The 20,742-nt window shown below is 67.1% G+C and carries 17 protein-coding genes; 4 read left to right on the top strand and 13 right to left on the bottom strand.

Going from position 1 to position 20,742, the window contains the following annotated elements; all coding sequences use genetic code 11:
* Positions 1-122: 122 nt before the first annotated feature.
* On the bottom strand, positions 123-1,991 hold the full coding sequence (locus ACFQGD_RS29800) for a type VII secretion-associated protein (RefSeq protein ID WP_345402276.1): 1,869 nt from the start codon (positions 1,989-1,991) through the stop codon (positions 123-125).
* Positions 1,988-6,013, bottom strand: a complete 4,026-nt coding sequence (gene eccCa / locus ACFQGD_RS29805; protein ID WP_345402273.1) for a type VII secretion protein EccCa — start codon at positions 6,011-6,013, stop codon at positions 1,988-1,990. Before eccCa ends, ACFQGD_RS29800 begins: the two co-directional genes overlap by 4 nt.
* Before the next feature lie 299 nt (positions 6,014-6,312).
* On the opposite strand from eccCa, the gene eccD reads away from it, so the two are divergent.
* Both eccD and ACFQGD_RS29815 read left to right on the top strand, forming a co-directional pair.
* Positions 6,313-7,716 carry a type VII secretion integral membrane protein EccD gene (gene eccD, locus ACFQGD_RS29810; RefSeq protein ID WP_345402270.1) on the top strand — a complete coding sequence of 468 codons (1,404 nt, stop codon included), beginning with the start codon at positions 6,313-6,315 and terminating at the stop codon, positions 7,714-7,716.
* A 111-nt stretch (positions 7,717-7,827) separates the two neighbouring features.
* The gene (locus tag ACFQGD_RS29815) at positions 7,828-9,504 is read left to right on the top strand and encodes a S8 family serine peptidase (protein ID WP_345402267.1); all 1,677 of its coding nucleotides are present in this window, start codon (positions 7,828-7,830) and stop codon (positions 9,502-9,504) included.
* 105 nt (positions 9,505-9,609) lie between these two features.
* Here the strand turns inward: ACFQGD_RS29815 and eccB are convergent, their stop codons facing one another.
* Positions 9,610-11,220: a type VII secretion protein EccB gene (gene eccB, locus ACFQGD_RS29820; protein WP_345402264.1), complete on the bottom strand. Its 1,611-nt coding sequence runs from the start codon at positions 11,218-11,220 to the stop codon at positions 9,610-9,612.
* Positions 11,221-11,915: 695 nt separating this feature from the next.
* On the opposite strand from eccB, the gene eccE reads away from it, so the two are divergent.
* Both eccE and ACFQGD_RS29830 read left to right on the top strand, forming a co-directional pair.
* Positions 11,916-13,100 (top strand): type VII secretion protein EccE, encoded by a 1,185-nt coding sequence (eccE, locus tag ACFQGD_RS29825; RefSeq protein ID WP_345402299.1) that lies wholly within the window; start codon positions 11,916-11,918, stop codon positions 13,098-13,100.
* Positions 13,101-13,182: 82 nt separating this feature from the next.
* Positions 13,183-13,905: a hypothetical protein gene (locus ACFQGD_RS29830; protein WP_345402261.1), complete on the top strand. Its 723-nt coding sequence runs from the start codon at positions 13,183-13,185 to the stop codon at positions 13,903-13,905.
* Here ACFQGD_RS29830 and ACFQGD_RS29835 read toward each other — a convergent pair.
* From ACFQGD_RS29835 to ACFQGD_RS29880, 10 genes are all read right to left on the bottom strand, one after another.
* On the bottom strand, positions 13,902-14,792 hold the full coding sequence (locus ACFQGD_RS29835) for a tRNA pseudouridine synthase A (RefSeq protein WP_345402296.1): 891 nt from the start codon (positions 14,790-14,792) through the stop codon (positions 13,902-13,904). The genes ACFQGD_RS29830 and ACFQGD_RS29835 overlap by 4 nt on opposite strands.
* Before the next feature lie 14 nt (positions 14,793-14,806).
* Positions 14,807-15,580: a 50S ribosomal protein L17, sunset domain variant gene (rplQ, locus tag ACFQGD_RS29840; RefSeq protein ID WP_446685149.1), complete on the bottom strand. Its 774-nt coding sequence runs from the start codon at positions 15,578-15,580 to the stop codon at positions 14,807-14,809.
* On the bottom strand, positions 15,580-16,656 hold the full coding sequence (locus ACFQGD_RS29845; RefSeq protein WP_345402293.1) for a DNA-directed RNA polymerase subunit alpha: 1,077 nt from the start codon (positions 16,654-16,656) through the stop codon (positions 15,580-15,582). The genes rplQ and ACFQGD_RS29845 overlap by 1 nt, the downstream gene beginning before the upstream one ends.
* A gap of 197 nt (positions 16,657-16,853) precedes the next feature.
* Complete coding sequence (gene rpsD / locus ACFQGD_RS29850; RefSeq protein ID WP_345402258.1) at positions 16,854-17,459, bottom strand: 30S ribosomal protein S4; 606 nt, start codon at positions 17,457-17,459, stop codon at positions 16,854-16,856.
* Positions 17,460-17,484: 25 nt separating this feature from the next.
* Positions 17,485-17,886, bottom strand: a complete 402-nt coding sequence (gene rpsK, locus ACFQGD_RS29855) for a 30S ribosomal protein S11 (RefSeq protein WP_345402255.1) — start codon at positions 17,884-17,886, stop codon at positions 17,485-17,487.
* A gap of 19 nt (positions 17,887-17,905) precedes the next feature.
* A complete protein-coding gene (locus ACFQGD_RS29860; RefSeq protein WP_345402252.1) occupies positions 17,906-18,091 on the bottom strand; it encodes a hypothetical protein in 186 nt (61 codons plus the stop codon).
* 2 nt (positions 18,092-18,093) lie between these two features.
* Complete coding sequence (gene rpsM, locus ACFQGD_RS29865; protein WP_345402249.1) at positions 18,094-18,468, bottom strand: 30S ribosomal protein S13; 375 nt, start codon at positions 18,466-18,468, stop codon at positions 18,094-18,096.
* Positions 18,469-18,674: 206 nt separating this feature from the next.
* Positions 18,675-18,788: a 50S ribosomal protein L36 gene (gene rpmJ, locus ACFQGD_RS29870; RefSeq protein WP_034275301.1), complete on the bottom strand. Its 114-nt coding sequence runs from the start codon at positions 18,786-18,788 to the stop codon at positions 18,675-18,677.
* Between the two features lie 69 nt (positions 18,789-18,857).
* Positions 18,858-19,079 (bottom strand): translation initiation factor IF-1, encoded by a 222-nt coding sequence (gene infA / locus ACFQGD_RS29875; RefSeq protein WP_005443304.1) that lies wholly within the window; start codon positions 19,077-19,079, stop codon positions 18,858-18,860.
* 327 nt (positions 19,080-19,406) lie between these two features.
* The gene (locus tag ACFQGD_RS29880) at positions 19,407-20,354 is read right to left on the bottom strand and encodes a trypsin-like serine peptidase (protein ID WP_345402245.1); all 948 of its coding nucleotides are present in this window, start codon (positions 20,352-20,354) and stop codon (positions 19,407-19,409) included.
* Between the last annotated feature and the right edge of the window lie 388 nt (positions 20,355-20,742).

The raw sequence follows: 20,742 nt of genomic DNA on the forward strand, positions 1-20,742 counted from the left end.
TCGCGCTCGTCACGGTCTGCCGAACGTGGCAAAAGTCAGGCGACCATGCTGAGCTGCGGTTTCGCCCGGTCTCACCGTGGGATTCTTCGGGGCGTTCGCGGTCGTGAAGAACCGGCTGTGGGTCACCCACGCGGTGTTGATGTGCCCGAGTCGACGATCCGCAGCGTCCGCACGACCTCTTCGCACGCCGACTCCACCGTGTCCTTACCCGACGGAGTCCAGCGACATCCAATGCTGACTTGAACCCGATCGGCGCCAACGACGAACCATTCCACGGTGCTGTCATCGGCCTGCTCGGTGTAATGAATGACGGAACGGCCAACGAACACGAAATCCGCGTCAAACCCTTCGTAATCGCGTCCCGTTTCCCGCAACCCGGTTCGCAGTTCGCTGAGGAATCGCTCGCGTTCGTCCTCGAAGTCATACCTGAGCCGAAATTGCTGTACCGAAATCAGGTCGGTGCCGTCTGGCGCGCTGGACGGGCGCACCACTACCCGATTTTCCTCGCGGATGACGTCGGTCTGCTCCCAGTCTCTCGGATGATCGAACTGGAAGCTGAACCGCGTGACCATCGCATCCGACGGCGGTTCCCGCCGCGAGGACGTCGGCCACAACGCGACAGCGGCGACCAGCCCGACCACCACCATCAGTGACACGCCAAGCACCCACGGCAGCACCCGTCGCTTTCGACCGGCCGGGTGCGGTTGGCCAGGCCGTGCCGGGTGCGGCCCACCCCCGACCGGTCCTGACTGGTGATACCCCCGCTGCTGGTGATACGACTGCCACGATGACCCGGTATGCGGCGGTGCCGGAGGTGGCGCGTATGCCCGCGATGCCGACGGCGGCGGAGCCGCGTGTCCGATGGCCTGCCGACCCTGTCGCTGCCCAGCCAACACCGAGAACATCGCCCCGCGCGCGACGACGGTCTCGGGCTGGTCCAGCGTCGTCGGCACGACACCCAGCTGCTCGTGCACCAGCCTGCCGACCATCGGGATCCGGCTCGACCCGCCGACGAGGAAGATGCCGCCCAGCTCGTTGGGGCGCAGTCCCGCGTCGTTGATCGCCGCCGCCGTCAGCGCCACCACCCGGCCCAACGGCTCCGCGATAAGCCCTTCCAGGTCCTGCCGTGTCACGTGCGCGTCGGCGAACGGCTGCGGCATCGGCACGTCGGTGTATGCGTGCCGCGACAGCGTCTCCTTCGCGCCGCGTACGTCCTGCCGCAGCACCCTGCGGCGCCGCCGGTCCGCCAGCTCGCGGCCCTCCATCAGCGCGCGCCAGGCGTCCTTGTTCTCCTCGGCTACCCGCGACCCGATGAACTCGAGCAGCGCCTGGTCGACGTCCGCGCCACCGAAGCCGGGATCGCCCTTGGTGGCCAGCACCCGGAACCCACCGGCGGCCTCGTCACCGTCACCACGCACCACACTGACATCGACGGTGCCGCCACCGAGGTCGAGCACCGCGAGCGCGGTCGGCGTCCCAGCGCCATCGCCGCTCTCGTTCCTGGCGAACGTCGAGGTATGGAAGACCGCTGCCGCCACCGGCTCGGGTAGCAGCGTCACCTCCTGAGCGAGCCCGGCGGCGGCCTGTCGCAATGTTCGCGTCCGGACCACGCCCCAGTCAGCGGGATGCGTCAGCACAAGCAACCCGACCTCGGCACCACCGGCGAACCGCCGTGCTTCGGACACCGCCCTGCTCAGGACAGCCCGAAACGCTTCCCGTACCGGCAACACCTGGGTACCGAGCAGCAACTCGCCCTCGTCCACCCGGCGCTTCGGATGCGGCTCGTACCGTGAGGGGTCGACCGCCGCCTGTCGTTCGGCTTCCTGCCCGACGAACAGCGTGCCATCCGGCGCGGCATACACCGCCGACCGCAACAGCGGCTGCCCGTCGATGACGACCACCTGCGGATCGTCACCCCGTGGGGATACCGCGACGCAGGTACTCGACGTCCCGAAGTCGACGGCGACCCGCAAGGTCCGCACGCCGCTCATTCAGGGTCAATCCACGAAACCTGCATCAGCTGCTTACCGACCTTGCGGCTGACCATGGTGCCTCGACCAGGCGGCATCGGCGACGGCCGCACGTTACCGAGCAACTGCCCTTCGTCGCGAGACCCGCTCATGACGAGGCCCGGCGCCGCGATCTCCTTCAGCTTGCCGATGATCGGGTCGAACATCGCCCTGCTCGCGCCACCGGTACGCCGCGCGACGACCATGTGCAGGCCGACGTCCTTGGCTTGGGCGAGGAACGGCGCGATCGGCTGCAGCGGGTTGCCGCTCTGCGTGACGACGAGGTCGTAGTCGTCGACGACGACGAACAGCTCTGGCCCCTTCCACCAGGAGCGGTTCTTGAGCTGCTCCTGCGTGACGTCCGGGCCAGGTAGGCGCTTCTCCATCGAGGCGACGACATCGGAGACCATGCCGCCGAGCTGGTTGCTGGAGACAGCGTAGCCGAGCAGCTGGTCGCCCTCGATGAAGCCGAGCAGCGTCCGTCGGAAGTCGACCAGGATGACCAGCGCTTCCTTCGGGGTGTATCGCTGCGTGATCCCTTTGAGGATCTGCCGCAGCAGGTTCGTCTTGCCCGACTCCCCGTCCGCGAACGCGAGGAAGTGCGGGTCGGCGTCGAAGTCGAGGTAGACAGGGGCGAGCTCGTCCTCGTTGAGCCCGATCGGCACGAGCCTCGAGTCGCGGTAGTTGTCTTGCGCCAGCATCTCGTCGTAGCGCACCAGGTCCGGTAGCAACCGCACCGAGGGCGCGTGCGGGCCGCTCCAGGCATCGTTGACGCGCTTGATCGCGTCGGCGACGCCGTCACCGACGGTTTCGTCGTCGCTGGAGCCGTCGATCCGCGGCAGCCCGGCGAGGAAGTGCAACTTGTCGTTGGTCAAGCCGCGACCAGGCCGTCCACCTGGCACGTTCACCGCGACGCGGCGGTCGATGTCGGACTCGCTCGGGTCACCGAGCCGCAACTCGAACCGGGTGCCGAGCATGTCCTTGATCGCCGGTCGGATGTCGGCCCAACGGTTGTTCGCGATGACGACGTGGACGCCGAAGCCGAGGCCCTGCGTGGCGAGCTTCGTGATCGGTCCTTCCAACTCCTCGAAGTCGTCCCGCAGCGCCTTCCAGCCGTCGACGAACAGGAAGACGTCACCGAACGGGTCCTGCTCGCGGGTGATGCGACCCTGTCGCTTCATGGTGCGGAAGTCGGCCATCGAGTCGACGGACAGCTCACCGAACCGCCGCTCCCGCTCGGTGATCAGCGTGGTCAGCTCCGCGACGACGCGGCGCGCCTTGTCCGGCTCGCGACGGGCGACCGCGACGCCACCGCAGTGCGGCAGCCGCCCCAGGGACGCGAGCGAACCACCGCCGAGGTCGACGCCGAAGAACTGGAACTCCTCCGGGGTGTGCGTGAGCGCCAGCGACATCGCGATGGTCCGCAGCATCATCGACTTACCGGACTGCGGGCCGCCGACGACGGCGCCGTGACCGGCACCACCGGAGAAGTCGGCCCAGAGTGGATCCCTGCGCTGCTCGTACGGCCGGTCGACGATACCGATCGGAACCTGGAGCTTGCCGTTGCCGAAGAACCCGACCGGCGAGAGCCCGCGCTCCTCGGTGGGGTTGAGGTTCGGCAGCAGCGTGTCCAGCGAGTTGGGCTCGTTGAGCGGCGGCAGCCACACCTCATGAGCGGGCGGGCCCTGGCCGACCAGCCGGTCCACGATGGTGTCGAGCACGGTCGGCTCGTCGCCCTCGGACTTCTCCTCTTCCTTCTTGGGCTCCGGTTCCGGCTCGGGCTCGGGCGCCGGCTCCGGCGGCGGGTCGATGTAGTCCGGCACGAACAGCTTGGGCCGCTTGTCCGCACTGACCACCGTGGTCTTCGGACCAGCTGGCTTGACGCCGGACGGCCGGTAAGGACCTGACACGTACAGCGCCTGGAACCGCTCCAGCGTCGAGGTGTCGTACTTGAGATAGCCGCCACCAGGCCTGGACGGCAGCTCGAACGCGTCCGGCACGCCGATCACCGCGCGCGACTCGGCGGCGGAGAACGTCTTGAGGCCGATCCGGTACGAAAGGTGCGAATCGAGCCCCCGCAGTTTGCCTTCCTCAAGCCGCTGCGTGGCGAGCAGCATGTGCATCTGAAGCGACCGGCCAAGACGTCCGATCGCGACGAACAGGTCGATGAAGTCGGGTTTCGCGGTCAGCAGCTCGGTGAACTCATCGACAACGATGAACAGCGCGGGCATCGGGTCGAGGTCGGCGCCGTTCTCCCAGGCTTTCTGGTACTCCCAGGCATTCTTGAAGTTGCCGCCGTCCTTCAGCGCTTCCTGCCGCCGGTTCATCTCACCGGCTAGCGCGTCCTTCATGCGGTCGACCAGCGTGACCTCGTCCGCCAGGTTAGTGATGACGGCGGAGACGTGCGGGGCACGGTCGAGCCCGAGGAACGTCGCGCCGCCCTTGAAGTCGACCAGCACGAAGTTCAGCGACGTCGACGAGTGCGTGGCCATCATCGCCAGCACCACGGTGCGCAGGAACTCCGACTTACCAGAACCGGTGGCACCGATGCAGAGTCCGTGCGGCCCCATGCCTTCCGCCGCGGCCTCCTTGATGTCCAGCGACACCGGCTGGCCGTGCTCACCGACGCCGAACGGCACCCGGTATCGGTCCCTGATCGGACGGGGTCGCCACGCCTGCTGGACGTCGAACGTCATCGGATCGCCCGGAATACCGAGCAGTTCGAGCATGTCCGGGTTGGACAGTAGCGGTGACTCCTCTTCCTCATCGCCACCGGCGCTGGTGCCCATCCGGTACGGCGAGATCCGGCGGGCGAGCGCTTCCATCTCGACAAGGCTGAGTTCGTCGGGGCTGCCAAACCACTCGGTGCCGCCAGCGTTCTGCGCGCCAAGCTGGGTGTCACCGACGACCATGCGCAGACCACGGCGCGCGGCGAGCTTGCCGAGCGAACCGGAGACATCGATCATCGTGACACCGGCGATGCCCTCTTCGAGGATCAACCGCTCTTCCTTGGTGATGTCGGCCTCATCAAGGATGATCACGATGTGCGGGCCATCGCTGTAGGGGGCCTTGCGCTGGAACCGTGGACGCGGACCGAGTTCGTCGGCGAGCCATTCCTCGATCTGCTGCAGCGAGCCGGACATCATGCGCAGCTGGCCGATGCCGTCGGTGATCGTCGGGTGCTGCGCGTGCGGCAGCCACTTCGCCCACTCCCACTGCTGCTTGGCGCGACCGGCGCTGGCGACGGCAACCAAGACGTCTTCCGGACTGTGCAGAGTAACCAGCTGGGCGATCATCGCCCGGGTGAACGCCCGGCATTTGTCTCGCTCGCCACTGAGGCTGATCGCCGCGAAACCACGTACCGAAATCTGTGTCGGCAGGTCGCGGACGAGCGAGTTGGCACGCGTGAAACGTCGCAGCGCGAGGGTGGAGATCGGTTCGAGTTCCTCGATCGGGCCGGTCTGCGGTGGGACCAGCCTGGTCGCGAGCCGGTGCGAACTCTTGCCGACGCGCAGGTGCAGGAAGTCCTTGTCGCTGGCGCGCCGCTCCCACATCCTGCGACTCGTCGCGATCGACAACAACGTGCGCGGATCGGGATGCACCCACTCCAACGCGGCGTGCTGCTCGACCATCGCCTCGCGAGCACGCTCGCGCATCTGCCCGAGGTAGCGCAGGTAGTCCTTGCGGTCCTCGTTCATCTCGGCCTTCTTCTGGCCGCCACCCCTGCCGCCACCGGCGAGCATGCCGACCATGGAGACCATCATCATCAGCGGCATCATCAGAAACATCGGGTTGCTGAACCCACCGCCATTGGACTTCATGGCCGTGAACATGAACGCGACCATCCCCAGCATCGCGACGATCATCACGACCGGAAGCAGCTTCTGCACGATGCTGCCCGGGATGTTCCGTGGGATCTCCGGTGGCGGTTCCAGGTGCACTTCGCCGCCCGGCGTACGCGGCGCCTGCATGCGTGGCGCCCGCTTGAATTGCACCGTGCTCACCGAAAGACCCCTCTTCAACTCGGCGACTCCGATCAGCGGACACGGTATCGAACCGGCGGCCGTCATGGGTGTCGGACGTGGAAATCCTCCGAGCAAGCGACGGATGGCGGTCTCGCTCGTGTGAGGGACGCGGATGGCGGCGCTGCTCTGGCCTCCTGGCGACTAACACCGTCCACGACGTCCGGGACGAGAGCGCTGACGACGCACGTCCAGCTGGGAATTCGCGGGTATGCGATGTAGGCGGCCAGGATGTTCGATATAAACGCCCTGGCAGTCTTTCTAGGTAGGGGGCAGTTCAGGTGGCTACGAGCACCACGGTTTTCAGCCGAGTGACGGTTGTCGCGCCACGCACGAGAATCGACGTCGCGCTGCCTGCCGACGTCGCGGTGGCGGACATCCTGCCGCTCGTGGTCGAGATGGCTAACGAGCGCAGCGCGGATGGCGGATCGTCACACGGCGGGTGGGTGCTCGCCAAGCTCGGTGGCGCTCCACTCGACCCGAGCCGCACGCTCGCGTCGCTCGGCGTCGTGGATGGCGAGTTGCTCCAGCTGCGCAAACGCAATGAGAACCCGCCGCCACCACTGTTCGACGACGTCGTCGACGCCATCGCGGAATCGAAACCGGACAACTTCCGCCCGTGGACGCCGGAGACGGCCAAGCGAGCAGGACACATCGCGGGCGGGCTGGCGCTCGCCGTCGCGGCACTGGCACTCTTCATGGGCGGCACCCTCTGGGGTGGCAGCGGACTCACCGCGGCCATCGTCGGCGGCATCGGGGCGATCGGCACCGTCGCGCTCGGCTCGGTACTCGCCCAGGTGTACAACGAGCAGGAAACCGGGGTCGTCGTCGCGGCCGCGGGCGGGCTACCGCTGGCGTTCGTCAGCGGGTTCTACACCGTCCCCGGCGTGTCCATCACAGCGAACCTACTACTCGGAAGCGTGTGGGTGGTGATCGTCGCCGCCGCGTCGATCATGCTGATCGGACATGGCATCTCGACGTTCATCGCGTCGGCGACGGCGGGCACGCTTAGCGCGATCACATTCCTGTTCGCGCTGTTCATCGATCAGCCGCCAGCGGGATTCGCCTCGGCGGCGGCCGCCGTCTCGCTCGGCCTGATCTCCGCGTTGCCGCGTGCGACGATCCTGCTCGCGAAACTGCCGTCGCCGGTGGTGCCGAGCAGCGCGGAGGAGCTCAAGGAAGACAGCGCGTTCCCCGACTTCGGTGTCATCGAACGTCGCACCACGATCGCGCACCAGTACATGACGGGCCTGCTGGTCGGCTGTGGCGCCATCGTGGCGATCTCGGCGGTCATCGCATCGTCGTCGGCGACCTGGTACGGCATCGCGCTCGCCGTCGCGGCCACGCTCGCGCTGCTGCTGCGCGCCCGCACCTACGCCAACGGCAGCCAGGCCATCGCGCTGCTGACCATGGGCGTGCTCGCCAGCGCGGGCATCATGATCGGCTGGACGATGACCGCGAACTGGTCGACCAGGCTGATCTGGATCTTCGCCATCCTGATTTTGATGGCGGCTGGCGCGCTCGTTGTCGGCGTCATCTTCCCGCACCAGCGGTTCTCGCCGCCGCTGCGACGCACGGTGGAGATCATCGAGGCTATCTGCATCGCCGTCGTACTGCCGCTCGCGCTTGGGGTGCTCGGGCTGTACTCGGAACTACGATCCGTCGGGTCGAGCATTCTGGGTTAGCCCACCCACGCCGGCCGGTAGGGTCGGGCTGTTCACGGATCGTCGCTGAGGGGATGTCGAGTGGGGACTGCTCGGGCAACGCGAGAAGTGTCGCGGAGGGAGCCACGGCGCGTGCCGAGGGGCGTTACGCGGGTGGGTGCCCTTGTCGCGGTCGCCCTGTTCACGACCATCGCGCCCGGGCTCAACCCCGCCGTGGCCGTCGCGCAGGACGGCGCGCGCCCGCCATGGGCGCCCGCTGGCGAACCGGGCTCGCCGCCATCGGATCCGGGTAAGCCAGACAAGCAGTACAAACAGCGCGTGAAGTGCGTCCAATCCGGCGTCGAGGGACACACGACGGTGTCCAGCAACCAGATCCAGGACATCCCGTGGGGCCAGGCGCACCTGCGGCTCGATGAGGTGCACGACTACGTCCGCGCACACAGCGAGCACGGCAAGATCGGCGTCAACGAGCGCACCGGCAAGCCGCTCAAGGTCGCCGTGATCGACACCGGCGTCACCAAGCACCCGTATCTACAAAACCGGGTGACCGCGGGTGGCGACTACGTCCAGTCCGGCGACAAGGGCAAGAACGGTCTGCTGGACTGCGACGGCCATGGCACACAGGTCGCGGGCATCATCGGCGCCAACCCAAAGAATCCCGACATTGGCTTCATCGGCGTCGCGCCAGACGTCCAGATCATCTCAATCCGGCAGTCGAGCCAGAACTTCTCCGAGAAAACCGAGGAAGAGATCAAACGGGAGAAGGAGGCCGCCCGCGCCAAGCGCGAGGCCGCGCGGCGGCAGGCAGAGGCGCGCAAGCGCCAGCGGGAGAACCAGCAGAAGATCGACGAACTACAGCGCGAGTTGGAGAAGGAGCGGCAGAACAACGACGGCGGTGACACCGGGGCGAGCCAGGACTCCGGGCAGCGCACCCAGGGCAGCTCGAGCGGCGCTGGTAACCAAAAGACGCTCGCGCAGGCGATCGTGCGGGCGGTGAACAAACACAACGTCGACGTCATCAACATGTCGGTGGACGCATGTCGCCCCAACACCGGCAGCACGAAACCGGTCAGCGACGAAGAGCGCATGCTGCGCGCCGCGGTGCACTACGCGACCGAGCGAGACGTCGTCGTCGTGGCCGCCGCGGGCAACACGGGTGGCGCGTGCCAACAGAACGGCGTGCCGATCCAGGGAGATCCGCGGGTCACCGACCCGAACGAGCCACGTACCATCGTCACGCCGCCATGGTTCTCCGAGGACCTGCTCGCCGTGGGGGCGATCGACGCGACCGGCAGTGTCGCCGACTTCAGCATGCACGGGCCTTGGGTAAGCGTCGCAGCGCCGGGGACCGACATCATTTCGCTCGACCCAGCGAAGGGGTCAAGCGCGCTGGTGAACGTGATGTTCGAGGGTAAGCAGGCAGTGCGCATCCAGGGCACCAGCTTCGCCGCGCCGTACGTGGCCGGGCTCGCCGTGCTGGTCAGGCAGATGCACCCGGAACTCACCGCCCGGGAGGTCATGCATCGCATCACGACGACGGCGCAGCATCCCGGCGCCGGCGACGGTCGCGACCCGTTCATCGGCCACGGCGTGATCAACCCGATGGCGGCACTGACCATGACGCTGCCGGAGGAGATTGGCGCGAAGCCCGCCAGGGACGTCGCGCTGCCATCAAGCATGCCGCCACCGGACAACGCCAGCCCGATGCCGGTGATCGTCGCGCTCGCGGGTAGCGGCGGTGGGCTCCTCGCGCTTGGCTGCACGATGTTCGCGGTGCACACCGTGCGCAGGAACCGTGCCGCGGCCTAAGCGGCGGGTTGCGGCCGACGCCATCCACGGCCCGGTTCAGCAGCTAGGCACGATCCGCAAGGCTGCGGCGCGGGACGCAGCCCGTGGGTGCGGGGCACTAGGGAGTCAGCCCGTCGTCTCCTTCGCGTCGACGTCCTGGCCGTCGTAGTCACCGGCGTCCACCGGGAGATCCACCGAGTCGAAGGTCCGTGCGGCGGCTTGGACGTTGAGCGACTCCCCTGTCGGCAGCAGCCGCAGGATGCTCTCCGGTGCGGGCCTGCGCTCGGTAAGGCCGAGGTACGCCGCCGTCTCGGTGTCCGGGATGCCGTAGCGGAGCCCACGATCGGACACCAGTTGGATTGGTCCAGATTCAAAGGACGCCTCGCTCGTCGCCGAGTTCACGACCGCTGCCCTGCCGGGCGGCATGTAGAAGTAGTCGACGGCGATGCCGTCCTCGTTCGCCTTCCCGACCTGCAGCCGCTCCGGGTTGCCGTTCTCGTCCTCGGGGAACGGGATCTCGTTGTTGACGTACAACGTCGTGCGCGAGTCCTGGTCATCACCCGAACCGGTGAGCGCCCAGCCGAGGCAGGTGGCCGGGCTTCCCTGGAGCGGATCGAGCACGGTCGGGATCTGGTCCGGGTAGTCGTCCACCGGCAGCTCGGCATCCCGCGACACCGTCGGCAGTTCGTTGAGCCGGTCGGGGCTAACCTTCGGGATGGTCGTATCGGTCGAGTGCTCATGCCGAAGCATCGTGGCGACAGCCTGCGTGACCTGCTGCTTTCCGTCTCGCAGCACGACGTAGTAGTCGACGGTGCCACCCGGCTGCTGAACCGAGAAGACATCGCCGACGACGGCCGTCCTGCCGTCGATCTCGAACGACACCGGCTCGTCCAACCCCTCGGGAACCGGCGGCTCAAGGGGGTCGACCTCGGGAATCGCATTCGTCAGACCGAGTGACATCGGCCGGGGTGTGTGGCGATCCAGTTTCAACGCCTCGATCACGGAATCCTCGTTCGGGACCTTGGCCAGCACGATGTCCGATTTGCGGTTCGGATTCTCCTCGGGTCGATAGATTAGATAACGCTCGCCATTCAAGCGCTCGACATAGATCGCCTCATTCTTCTCAAGCGGCGTGCCGAGTTGGGATCCCGGAAGCCCCGCGAGGACCGCCGTCTGCTGCGTTTCCTTGGCCTTCTCCAACCGCACGCTTTCGTTGAAACTGTCATCCAGCGGGAGGTAGTGACACACCGCCCAGTTGTCCGAAATGCGCTGTTCCGCGTTCGGCAGCAACGGCGGGCCGCCCGGGATGCCCTGCAGCCTGCCGCGTGGGATGTCCTTGAGATTGTCGTCGGAGACCAGCACCGGCTCGACCGGATCAGCCGGCGGGTCGCCGCCCTGGGACTGCCTGCTCATCAGAATGAGCCGCGCCGACGCCAAATTGAACGTCGGAACGAGCATTTCCTCTGGCTCCGCCACTTTCACATACATCTGACCGGATTCTTTGCCGATCACGATGCCATCCGATGGTGGCTGCGCGGCCGGTTTGAGGATCCCGAAGATCATGAACCCGAGCAGGCCGACGGCGGCGAGGATCACACCGACGACGGTCGCCCTGGTGTGGGTACGCAGCGGGTCATGGAGCATCACCGCGTCCTTGCGCACCAGCGCGGAGTTCATCCGCCTTACCTCGAACCGATACGCCTGAACCTCGGTTTTCCTCGTTGGCTTTGATGGCATTCCAGACCCACACGCCTCCCAGTCGCGGTACGGTTCGCAGGATAGCCGCAGTCGAACCGTCAGGTGGTGGCTTTCTACCAATTCCCGATAGTGTTCACGTGCCCGGGACCGGGTAGCGTGCCGGTGCAGGACGTACGAGGGGAAAGAGACACAAGCGGATGTCCGTAAGCACTCCGCCACGCCCGGGCGGGCGTGGTCAACGACCACAACAGCCAGGGGGAAACCCGTCCGGACCACAGGCACCTCCACCTGTACGGGGGACGCCGCCAGGTGGCACGCCACGCCCCGCTGGCCCGGCCGCGCCGGGCCGACCCAGCGCTCCCGCCCCACCGGCACATCCCGGCCCCGGCAGGCCGGGCGGTCCGGCCACTCCCAGCGCCCCGGGGCGTCCAGGCGCACCTGGTGGACCGGCTGCGCCGCCGGGACGACAAGCACCTCCACAGCGCCCCGGTGCCGTGCCGCCCAGCCGACAGGGTGGGCCGGGCGCGCCCGGGCCCGGTGGTCCCTCCGGACCTGGTCCTGGCGGCCCTGGTGGTCCAGGCGGGCCCGGCGGTCCGGGTGGTCCGGGTGGCCCCGGCGGTGGGCAGCCGTCCGGCCAGCCCGGCCCGAATCAGCCGTCCCAGTCGACGACCACATCGGGACCGGTACCGGCAGCACGACGGCGCAGCGGCAGCATGAACCTGCTCGGCCTACCGATGCTTAACCTCGTCATCATCGAGGTCGGCTTCGCCGTCGGGCTCATCCTGATCGCGATCATGCGCGACACCGTCGCGGTCGGTGTCGCGGCTGGCATTCTCGCCGTCGTCCTGCTCATCGCGCTGCTGCGGTTCAGAGGCCAGTGGTTCACGCAGTGGGCCGTCCTTGAGTTGCGTTACCTCATGCGCTCGCATGACAAGCCGCGCCCGCCGGTCGCCCGCGCCAGCCTCGAAGACCTCAAGGACGAGGACGCCATCATCGGCGACGAGGATCCCAAGGTGAACGTGCTGCGCGCCGCGATCCCAAAGCTGGTCGTCGCGCAGAGCATGGACCATGACCGGCAGCCCGTGGGACTCGCCTGGGACGACGGCTGTTGGACGGCCGTGCTCATGGTGGAGCCGAGCCCCTCGCTGATCTCCGCCGCGAGCGACGCGTCACCACTACCGCTGTCGCCGCTGGCGCCGTGCCTCGAGGACAGGGGCGTCGTGCTCGACTCCATCCAGGTCATCTGGCATACCTATCCCGGCAGCGCCGCATTGCCCTCGGACTCGCCCGCGCTCAACTCGTATCTCGAGGTGCTTGGCCCGCTGCCCGCGGCGGCACGAAGGACGACGTGGATCGCGGTGCGACTCGACCCGCTGCGGTGTCCGGCCGCGGTCCGGGAACGCGGTGGCGGCGTTGTCGGCGCGCACCGGGCGCTTATCGGTGCGCTCTCCCGTGTCCGTAACGCGATGGAGTCGAGCGGGGTCAGTACCCGTCCGCTCGACCCGGACGAACTCCTACGCGCGGGCGTGAGCGCCTGTGAGCTGAACGCGGCTGTGGCGGCGGGCGACGGCGTCAAGCTGACCGAACACAAAAACTACGTGACCGCCGCCGGCGTTCACCACACCAGCTACGCCATCACCAAATGGCCCAAGGGCAAAGTCACGACGACGCTGAACGCGCTCACCAGCGTGCGCACGCTGTCGGCGACGGTCGCTATGTCGATCACCCCAGCCGTGGATGACGGCGAGGTCGGGCTCCGTGGTGTTGTGCGGGTCAGCGCCCGCAACGAGCAGGAACTGGACGCCGCGGACAAGCGGCTCGACACGATCGCGGAACGGGCTGGCATCGCGTTGACGCCGTTGCGTGGGCTCCAGGTGGATGGGTTGTCCGCGACGTTGCCGCTGGGAGGAACAACATGAGGCACGAGGACTGCTCGCAGGTCCGAGTCAGCGGGCACGGGGACTGCTCGCAGGTCCGAGTCAGTGGGCACGAGGAGACCGCATGAGCTCACGAGTGCGCGACACGACGGGTCAGATGGGCGTCGCCCCCGAGTTCACCGTCGACCCGAGCCTCTTGGACGCGATCAGCCCATCAGGCGACCGGGGCGGAATCTTGCTCGGTTCGAGCAGCAATGGCGAGCCGCTCACCGTCTCCGCGCTGCGTGCAGAACCAACCAGGATCGTGCTGGCTGGTGGGTTGTACCTGGCGCGGCAGTTCGCGCTGCGCGCCATGGCCGTCGGAGCGTGGATCGTGATCGCGACCGGGCGTGAGCAGGCGTGGCACCCGATACAGCGTTCCGCCGGGATGGGACCAGACGGCAGACCCTCCCCACATGTGCAGATCCGCAGGTTGTCTCCGGTGGAGCTGCCGCGCGCCTCGGAGAACGCGCCGCTGGTCGTGATGCACGACGGCGGACCGACGCCGCAGGACCTGTTCCCGCCCCGGGCACCATGGCACACCACCGTGTATCTACTGCCGTACTTGCATCCGCAGGCGTCCACCGTCGCGAACGCCGCTGACCTGGTGCTGATGCAGCGGCTGCCAGCAGGGCAAGCGGAGCTCGCGGGCAGAATCTGGAACCTGCCACAGCAGATGACGCACCAGCTCACGACATTGCAGGATGACCAGGTCATCGCGCTGGGGCGGAATCTGTGGCAGCCGATCCGGCTGGTCACCACGACGAAGGAACAACAAATCCTAGGCCCAGTGCGCCGAGGCGACTAACCCAGCTCCGTGTGATCGCGGACCTTGCGTGTCCGTTCCGCACGATCGGCCAGCTCGTCATCCGGCGGATAGTCGACGCCGACGAGGCTCAGGCCGTGCGCCGGGGCGACGGCGCTACCCCGGACGCCGCCCAGCAGCAGCTCAACTGGCCACTGCTGGCTCCTGCGGCCGTCACCGACGTGCAGGATCTCGCCCACGAGGCTGCGTACCATGGAGTGGCAGAAAGCGTCAGCGGACACGTAGGCCCGCACGAGGTGCCGCTCGACGCGCTCCCACTCCAAGCGTTGCAGCTCGCGGATTGTCGTCGCGCCCTCGCGCTGCTTGCAGTACGCCTTGAAGTCGTTGAGCCCCAGCAGCGACTCGGACGCGGCGTTCATCCGATCAACGTCGATGGTGCGTCCCCAGGCGAGCGTGTCGTTGCGGCGCAGCGGATCGACGCCCCACGGCGCGTCGGACACCTGGTACACGTAGTGCCTGCGCACGGCGGAGAACCGCGCGTCGAAGCCCGCGGGCGCGACGCGGGCCCGCAGCACCCGGACGTCGGGTGGCAGGTAGCGATTCCAGCGATGCCGCATCCGGTCCAGGTCGGGAATGCCGTGGGCGTCCACCGGAAGCCGGGTCACCGCTCCTTTGGCGTACGGGACGACGTCGACGTGAACGACTTGGCCCGTCGCGTGTACCCCGGCATCGGTGCGGCCAGCCACGACGATCGAGCCCGGGACCTCGACGCCAGGTGGCTGCCGCGCGAACGCGTCCTCCAGCACACCCTGGACGGTCCTGCGGTCGGGCTGCTTGGCCCAGCCGGAGAAGTCAGTGCCGTCGTAGGAGACATCAACGCGCAGACGAACGAGCCCGCCCTCCCCAGCGGGAGTGGCGGGCTCGTTCAGTGGCTGCTCAGGCCTCAGGACTCGTCCTCCGACGACTCCTCGTCCTTCGTTTCGCGCTGCGAGGGCGGCAGCTGGAAGCCAGCGGCCTCCGCGGCCTCCTCACTGGCGAACCAGACCTCGGCCGTAGTGCGCTCGTAGTGCGAGCTGCCTGGCACGTGGTACAGCTTCGAGCTGGCGTTGCCCTTGATCGGGAAGCCCTCCGGCTGCGAACCGTCCTCCAGCGGGGCGTGGCTGCCCTCGCCGAACGGCGCCTCGGTGCTCTCAGTCGACTCGGTGGCCTCGGTGGCCTCGGCGCTGGCGGGGGCCTCGGCCTCCTGCGTCTCGACCGACTTCGGCGCCTCGGCGCTCGTGCCTCCAGCGCCGGCTGGCGCGGCAGCCTGGTCCTTGGCGAACTTCGTCTTCCGCGCGGCCTCGGCCTCGGCGGTAACCGTCTTCTCCGACACCAACTCGATGACGGCCATCGGCGCGTTGTCACCCTTACGCGGCAGCGTCTTGGTGATGCGCACGTAGCCACCGTTGCGGTCGGAGTAGAACGGGCCGATCTCGGCCATCAGCCGATGCACGACGTCCTTGTTGCGAATGACCCGCTGGATCTGCCGCCGATTGTGCAGATCACCACGCTTGGCCTTGGTGATCAGCTTCTCGGCCAGCGGACGCACCCGCTTCGCCTTGGCCTCGGTCGTGGTGATCTTGCCGTGCTCGAAGAGCGAGGTGGCCAGGTTGGCCAGCATCAACCGTTCGTGCGACGGCGAACCGCCGAGGCGTGGGCCCTTGGTTGGCGTGGGCATTACAGCTGCTCCGTCTCTGCGTAATCCTGACCGTCGTCGCCGAGGTCACTGCCGTTGTCCGACAACCCGCTGACCGTGGGGCCCGCCGACCAGCCTTCGCCCTCGTAGCTGGCGGCGGCAGCGGTCGGGTCGAACCCGGGCGGGCTGTCCTTGAGGGTGAGGCCGAGGCCGACGAGCTTCATCTTGACCTCGTCGATCGACTTGGCGCCGAAGTTCCGGATGTCGAGCAGGTCCGCCTCGCTGCGGGACACCAGCTCACCGACGGTGTGGATGCCCTCGCGCTTGAGGCAGTTGTAGGACCGCACCGTGAGGTCGAGGTCCTCGATCGGCATCGCGTAGGCGGCGATGGTGTCGGCTTCCTGCGGCGACGGCCCGATCTCGATGCCCTCGGCGTCGATGTTGAGCTCGCGAGCGAGCCCGAACAGCTCGACCAACGTCTTGCCGGCGGACGCGACGGCATCCCTCGGCGTGATCGACGGCTTGGTCTCGACGTCGATGATGAGCTTGTCGAAGTCGGTGCGCTGCTCGACACGGGTCGCCTCGACCTTGTAGGTCACCTTCAACACCGGCGAGTAGATCGAGTCGACCGGAATGCGACCGATCTCGGCACCGGACTCTTTGTTCTGCGCCGCGGGCACGTAGCCACGACCACGCTCGACAACCAGCTCGACCTCGAGCTTGCCCTTGCCGTTGAGCGAGGCGATGTGCAGGTCCGGGTTGTGCACCGTGACGCCAGCGGGCGGCACGATGTCGGCTGCGGTCACCTCACCAGGGCCCTGCTTACGCAGGTACATCGTCACCGGCTCGTCCTCCTCGGAGGAGATCACCAGCTCCTTGATGTTCAGGATGATGTCGGTGACGTCCTCCTTGACCCCGGGCACCGTGGTGAACTCGTGCAGCACGCCGTCGATGCGGATGCTGGTCACCGCGGCACCAGGGATGGACGACAGCAGCGTCCTGCGGATCGAGTTGCCGAGGGTGTAGCCGAAGCCGGGCTCGAGCGGTTCCAGCATGAACCGGGAGCGCGTCTCGGTGACCGCCTCCTCCGAGAGGCTCGGTCGCTGCGAAATCAGCACTGTCAATCTTCCTTTCCTGCCGACGCCCGCTATTTGACGCCGGGTTTCTTTGTACCCCGAGGCTCCGCCTCGGGGTCTTCACCCGCCAAAGGCGGGTACTGCACCCACCGGGCCAGGCGGTCGGTGGGCGAACAGTCGCCCTCCCACCAAACGCGCCCAGCCGTTGGGGGGATCGCGGGGGGCTCGCCCCCCGCGTGCTACTTGGAGTAGAGCTCGACGATCAGCTGTTCCTGGACAGGGACGTCGATCTGCGCGCGCTCGGGGAGCTGGTGCACCAGCACCCGCAGCGACGACGGGACGACCTGGAGCCAGCCAGGGATCGGCCGGTCACCGAAGGACTCCTTCGCCGCGACAAACGGCAGCATGTTCATCGACTTCGGCTTGATGTCGATGATGTCGAACTTGCTAACCCGGTAGCTGGGGATGTTGACCTTCTTGCCGTTGACAAGGAAGTGGCCATGGCTAACCAGCTGCCGCGCCTGCCTGCGTGTGCGGGCGATGCCAGCGCGGTACACGACGTTGTCCAGCCGCGACTCGAGGATCTGCAGCAGGTTCTCACCCGTCTTGCCCTGCCGCTTCACGGCTTCCTCGTAGTAGCGGCGGAACTGGCGCTCCAGCACACCATAGGTGTAGCGCGCCTTCTGCTTCTCCTGCAGCTGGAGCAGGTACTCGCTCTCCTTGATCCGGCCACGGCCGTGCTGGCCCGGCGGGTAGGGACGACGCTCGAAGGCCTTGTCGCCGCCGATCAGGTCGACCTTCAGCCGACGCGACTTGCGAGTCGCGGGTCCGGTGTAACGTGCCATGCTCTTGTTCCTCCGTTCCCGCTCGTCAGACCCTGCGCCGCTTGGGCGGGCGGCAGCCGTTGTGCGGCTGCGGGGTCACGTCCTGGATCGTGCCGACCTCGAGGCCAGCCGCCTGCAGCGAACGGATCGCCGTTTCCCTGCCGGAGCCAGGGCCCTTGACGAACACGTCCACCTTGCGCATACCGTGCTCCGCCGCCTTGCGAGCGGCGTTCTCAGCGGCCATCTGCGCGGCGTACGGCGTGGACTTACGGGAGCCCTTGAAGCCGACGTGACCGGACGAGGCCCACGAGATCACCGCGCCGTTCGGGTCGGTGATGGAGACGATGGTGTTGTTGAAGGTGCTCTTGATGTGCGCATGACCATGCGCGACATTCTTCTTCTCCTTGCGCCTGACCTTCTTGGCCCCGGCGCGTGCCTTGGGTGGCATCGTTGAGGTTACTCCTGTTTCAGCGCGAGTTCTTTTGGTCTGCTGCCGCGGCGGCTTCCTGCTGGCTCTTGCGGATCACGGTGCCCGCGTCGGTGTAGAGCTGACGCAACGCCATGGGGCGCGCGTAGAGCGCCCGAGCCGATACACACGTGCCGCGCCGCTGGCTGCGAGCCATGCGCACGACCTTCCTGCCTTGAACGCCCACGGTTACCGTGCCTTCTTCTTGCCTGCGACGGTCTTCTTCGGGCCCTTGCGCGTGCGCGCGTTGGTCTTCGTGCGCTGTCCGCGCACCGGAAGCCCGCGCCGCCAGCGCAGCCCCTCATAACATCCGATCTCGATCTTGCGACGGATGTCGGCGTTCACCTCGCGGCGGAGGTCACCCTCGACCGTGAAGTTCTCCTCGATGTAGTGACTCAGCTTCGCGATGTCGTCGTCGTTGAGGTCGCGAACCCGGATGTCCGGGTTCATCTCCAACGCCGCGACGACGTCTCGCGAGCGAGTACGGCCGATGCCGTAGATATAGGTCAGCGCGATCTCCAGCCGCTTTTCGCGGGGGAGGTCGACGCCTGCGAGTCGTGCCATTGGCGCGTCTGCTCCTTCGATTCTGTCGTGTCTTCAGGTGTGCTCCCCGTCCATTCCGGGACCGACTCGCCGTCGGCCACAGGCTTTCGCCCGTGGTGTCCCGGCCCCGGCCTGAAGTCCGGGGGTGAACCTCGGTCGAGCGACCGAGGCAGGTGCGGGGAGAGGGTGTAGTTGTCGTCTCCGATCAACCGACTGTCAGGCGGTGATCAACCCTGCCGCTGCTTGTGCCGCAGGTTGTCGCAGATCACCATGATCCGGCCGTGGCGGCGGATCACCCTGCACTTGTCGCAGATCTTCTTGACGCTCGGTTGCACCTTCACGTCTTCGTTCTCCTGCTCGTGCGGTGTTGTGGGTCCTCGGTGGCGGTCACCACCTCGGGCTCACCGTGATCACTTGTAGCGGTAGACGATGCGGCCTCGGGAGAGGTCGTAAGGCGAGAGCTCCACCACGACCCTGTCCTCAGGCAGGATTCGGATGTAGTGCTGCCGCATCTTGCCGCTGATATGTGCAAGGACCTTGTGACCGTTCTCCAACTCGACGCGAAACATCGCGTTGGGGAGCGGCTCGATCACGCGGCCTTCGACCTCGATGGCCCCGTCCTTCTTAGCCATGTCCTCCGCGTTTCGTGATTGGTTGAGCACTGAGTGCCTGCTGTGTTACACAAGCACTGGTTGCTGGTGTGATGGCTGACCTGCTGACGAGCAGGCACAAGCCGCCACTGGCAGACGAGTCACGCCGCACCTCGTGGGCTATTTCAGCGCAGCGGAGACGGGCGTGATACGCACACCAGTCCTTAAGTGTAATGGCCCCGACCTCGGCAAAGAAACTGGGGTTCACTCTGATGCGTCAGCTCACAGCGAACTCCGCCCACGGCCGGTCACCGCGGGCGGAGTTCAGGGGAGCTGTGCCGGATCGGCCTCGGCCGATCGCGATGCGACCTAGGCGGTCGACGCCGTCTGGTACACCGACTGGACCGTGCTGCCGAAATACGGCCCATACATGGTGGACGAGTCACCTCGGTACTTGTAGCTGTTCACCGAGTTGAGCTGACCGCCGGTAATCCAGCCGCCGCCAGACGAGCCACCGGTCATCTCGCACGGGATACCCTGAGTGCTCGAGCCGTTCGGGTCATCCGTGGCTGTGCCGGTGCAGGACCACAGCGTCTCGCCGTCGAACGGCGACGCCGCCGGGTAGCCGTACGACTTGTAGTCGAGACCCCGGCTCAGGTTGAACGCAATCGGGTAAGAGCCGACGACGTCGGTCAGGCTCTGACCGCTGGCGTTCTCGTTCATCACCGCGAACCCGGCGTCGTACTCGAAGTCACCGGAGTTGGCCCACTGCTCCGTGGTGAACAGCTGCTCCGCCGTCCACTTACCGTACGGCTCCGCGCCGTTCTCGTAGGCGGGCACGAACGCGAAGTTGGTCGCGAAGTCGCCCGGACCCTCGTTCAGGCAGTGACCGGCAGTGGTTACCACGTCACCGTTGCTACTGCTGGTGGCCGTGCCGGAACAGACGTAGTCGGTGCCGCTCAGGGTGAAGAACACCTTGCCCAGCTCCGGCTGCGGCTCCTCCTGGGTGGCGGTGGAGTCCTGCTCGTCCTCGCAGGCCCACCTACCGTTGCCACGGCAGTCGTCAGGGCCCTGGTGGTCCTTCGGCCGCTTACCGAACCGGGTTTCGGCTGGTACGGCGTCTTCCATCCGGTCGTCGGTCCAGTAGGACTCGATGCGGTTCTGCTCGCCCTTCGTTGTCGCGGCCGACTGCGACACGATGGCGTCAGACTGGGCGGCTGGCGCGGCCTCGGCAGCGGCGGGTGTCACCGCGACCGCGACGGAGCCACCGAGCATCGTGGCACCTACCAGCAGGGACCTGACCAGTGGTCGTTTCATGACCTCTCCCTCCGAAACCGCCTCGCAGGGTTGGGAGTTCTTGACGGTTTCGAGTGCACGCTAAGCGTGTGGGAGTTCGACGCTGTAGCACCGAAAGTCGGGAATCGTTTGCGGCGGAGTGGGCCGGTTGGCCGGGCCGCATGCTGCCACTCGCCCACAGCGCGGTCGCGTTTGCTGTGCCCGGCCCCACGCAGCAGTCCGCTCGCCGTACCAGACAAAACCGGCACAACAGGCGCAAGCAAGCCACCATTCGTCAACGCCATGCTGATCTGAAGGCGTTGTGGTCGCTATGACAACCGCAGCGTCTTCAGATCAACTTCGGAACTGAGGGACGACAGCGAGACCAGGTGGTGGTAGCGGGCCGGACGGCGTGGCTGGGCGACGACGG

The sequence above is a fragment of the Haloechinothrix salitolerans genome, assembly GCF_042662605.1.
Classification (GTDB): Bacteria; Actinomycetota; Actinomycetes; order Mycobacteriales; family Pseudonocardiaceae; genus Haloechinothrix_A; species Haloechinothrix_A salitolerans.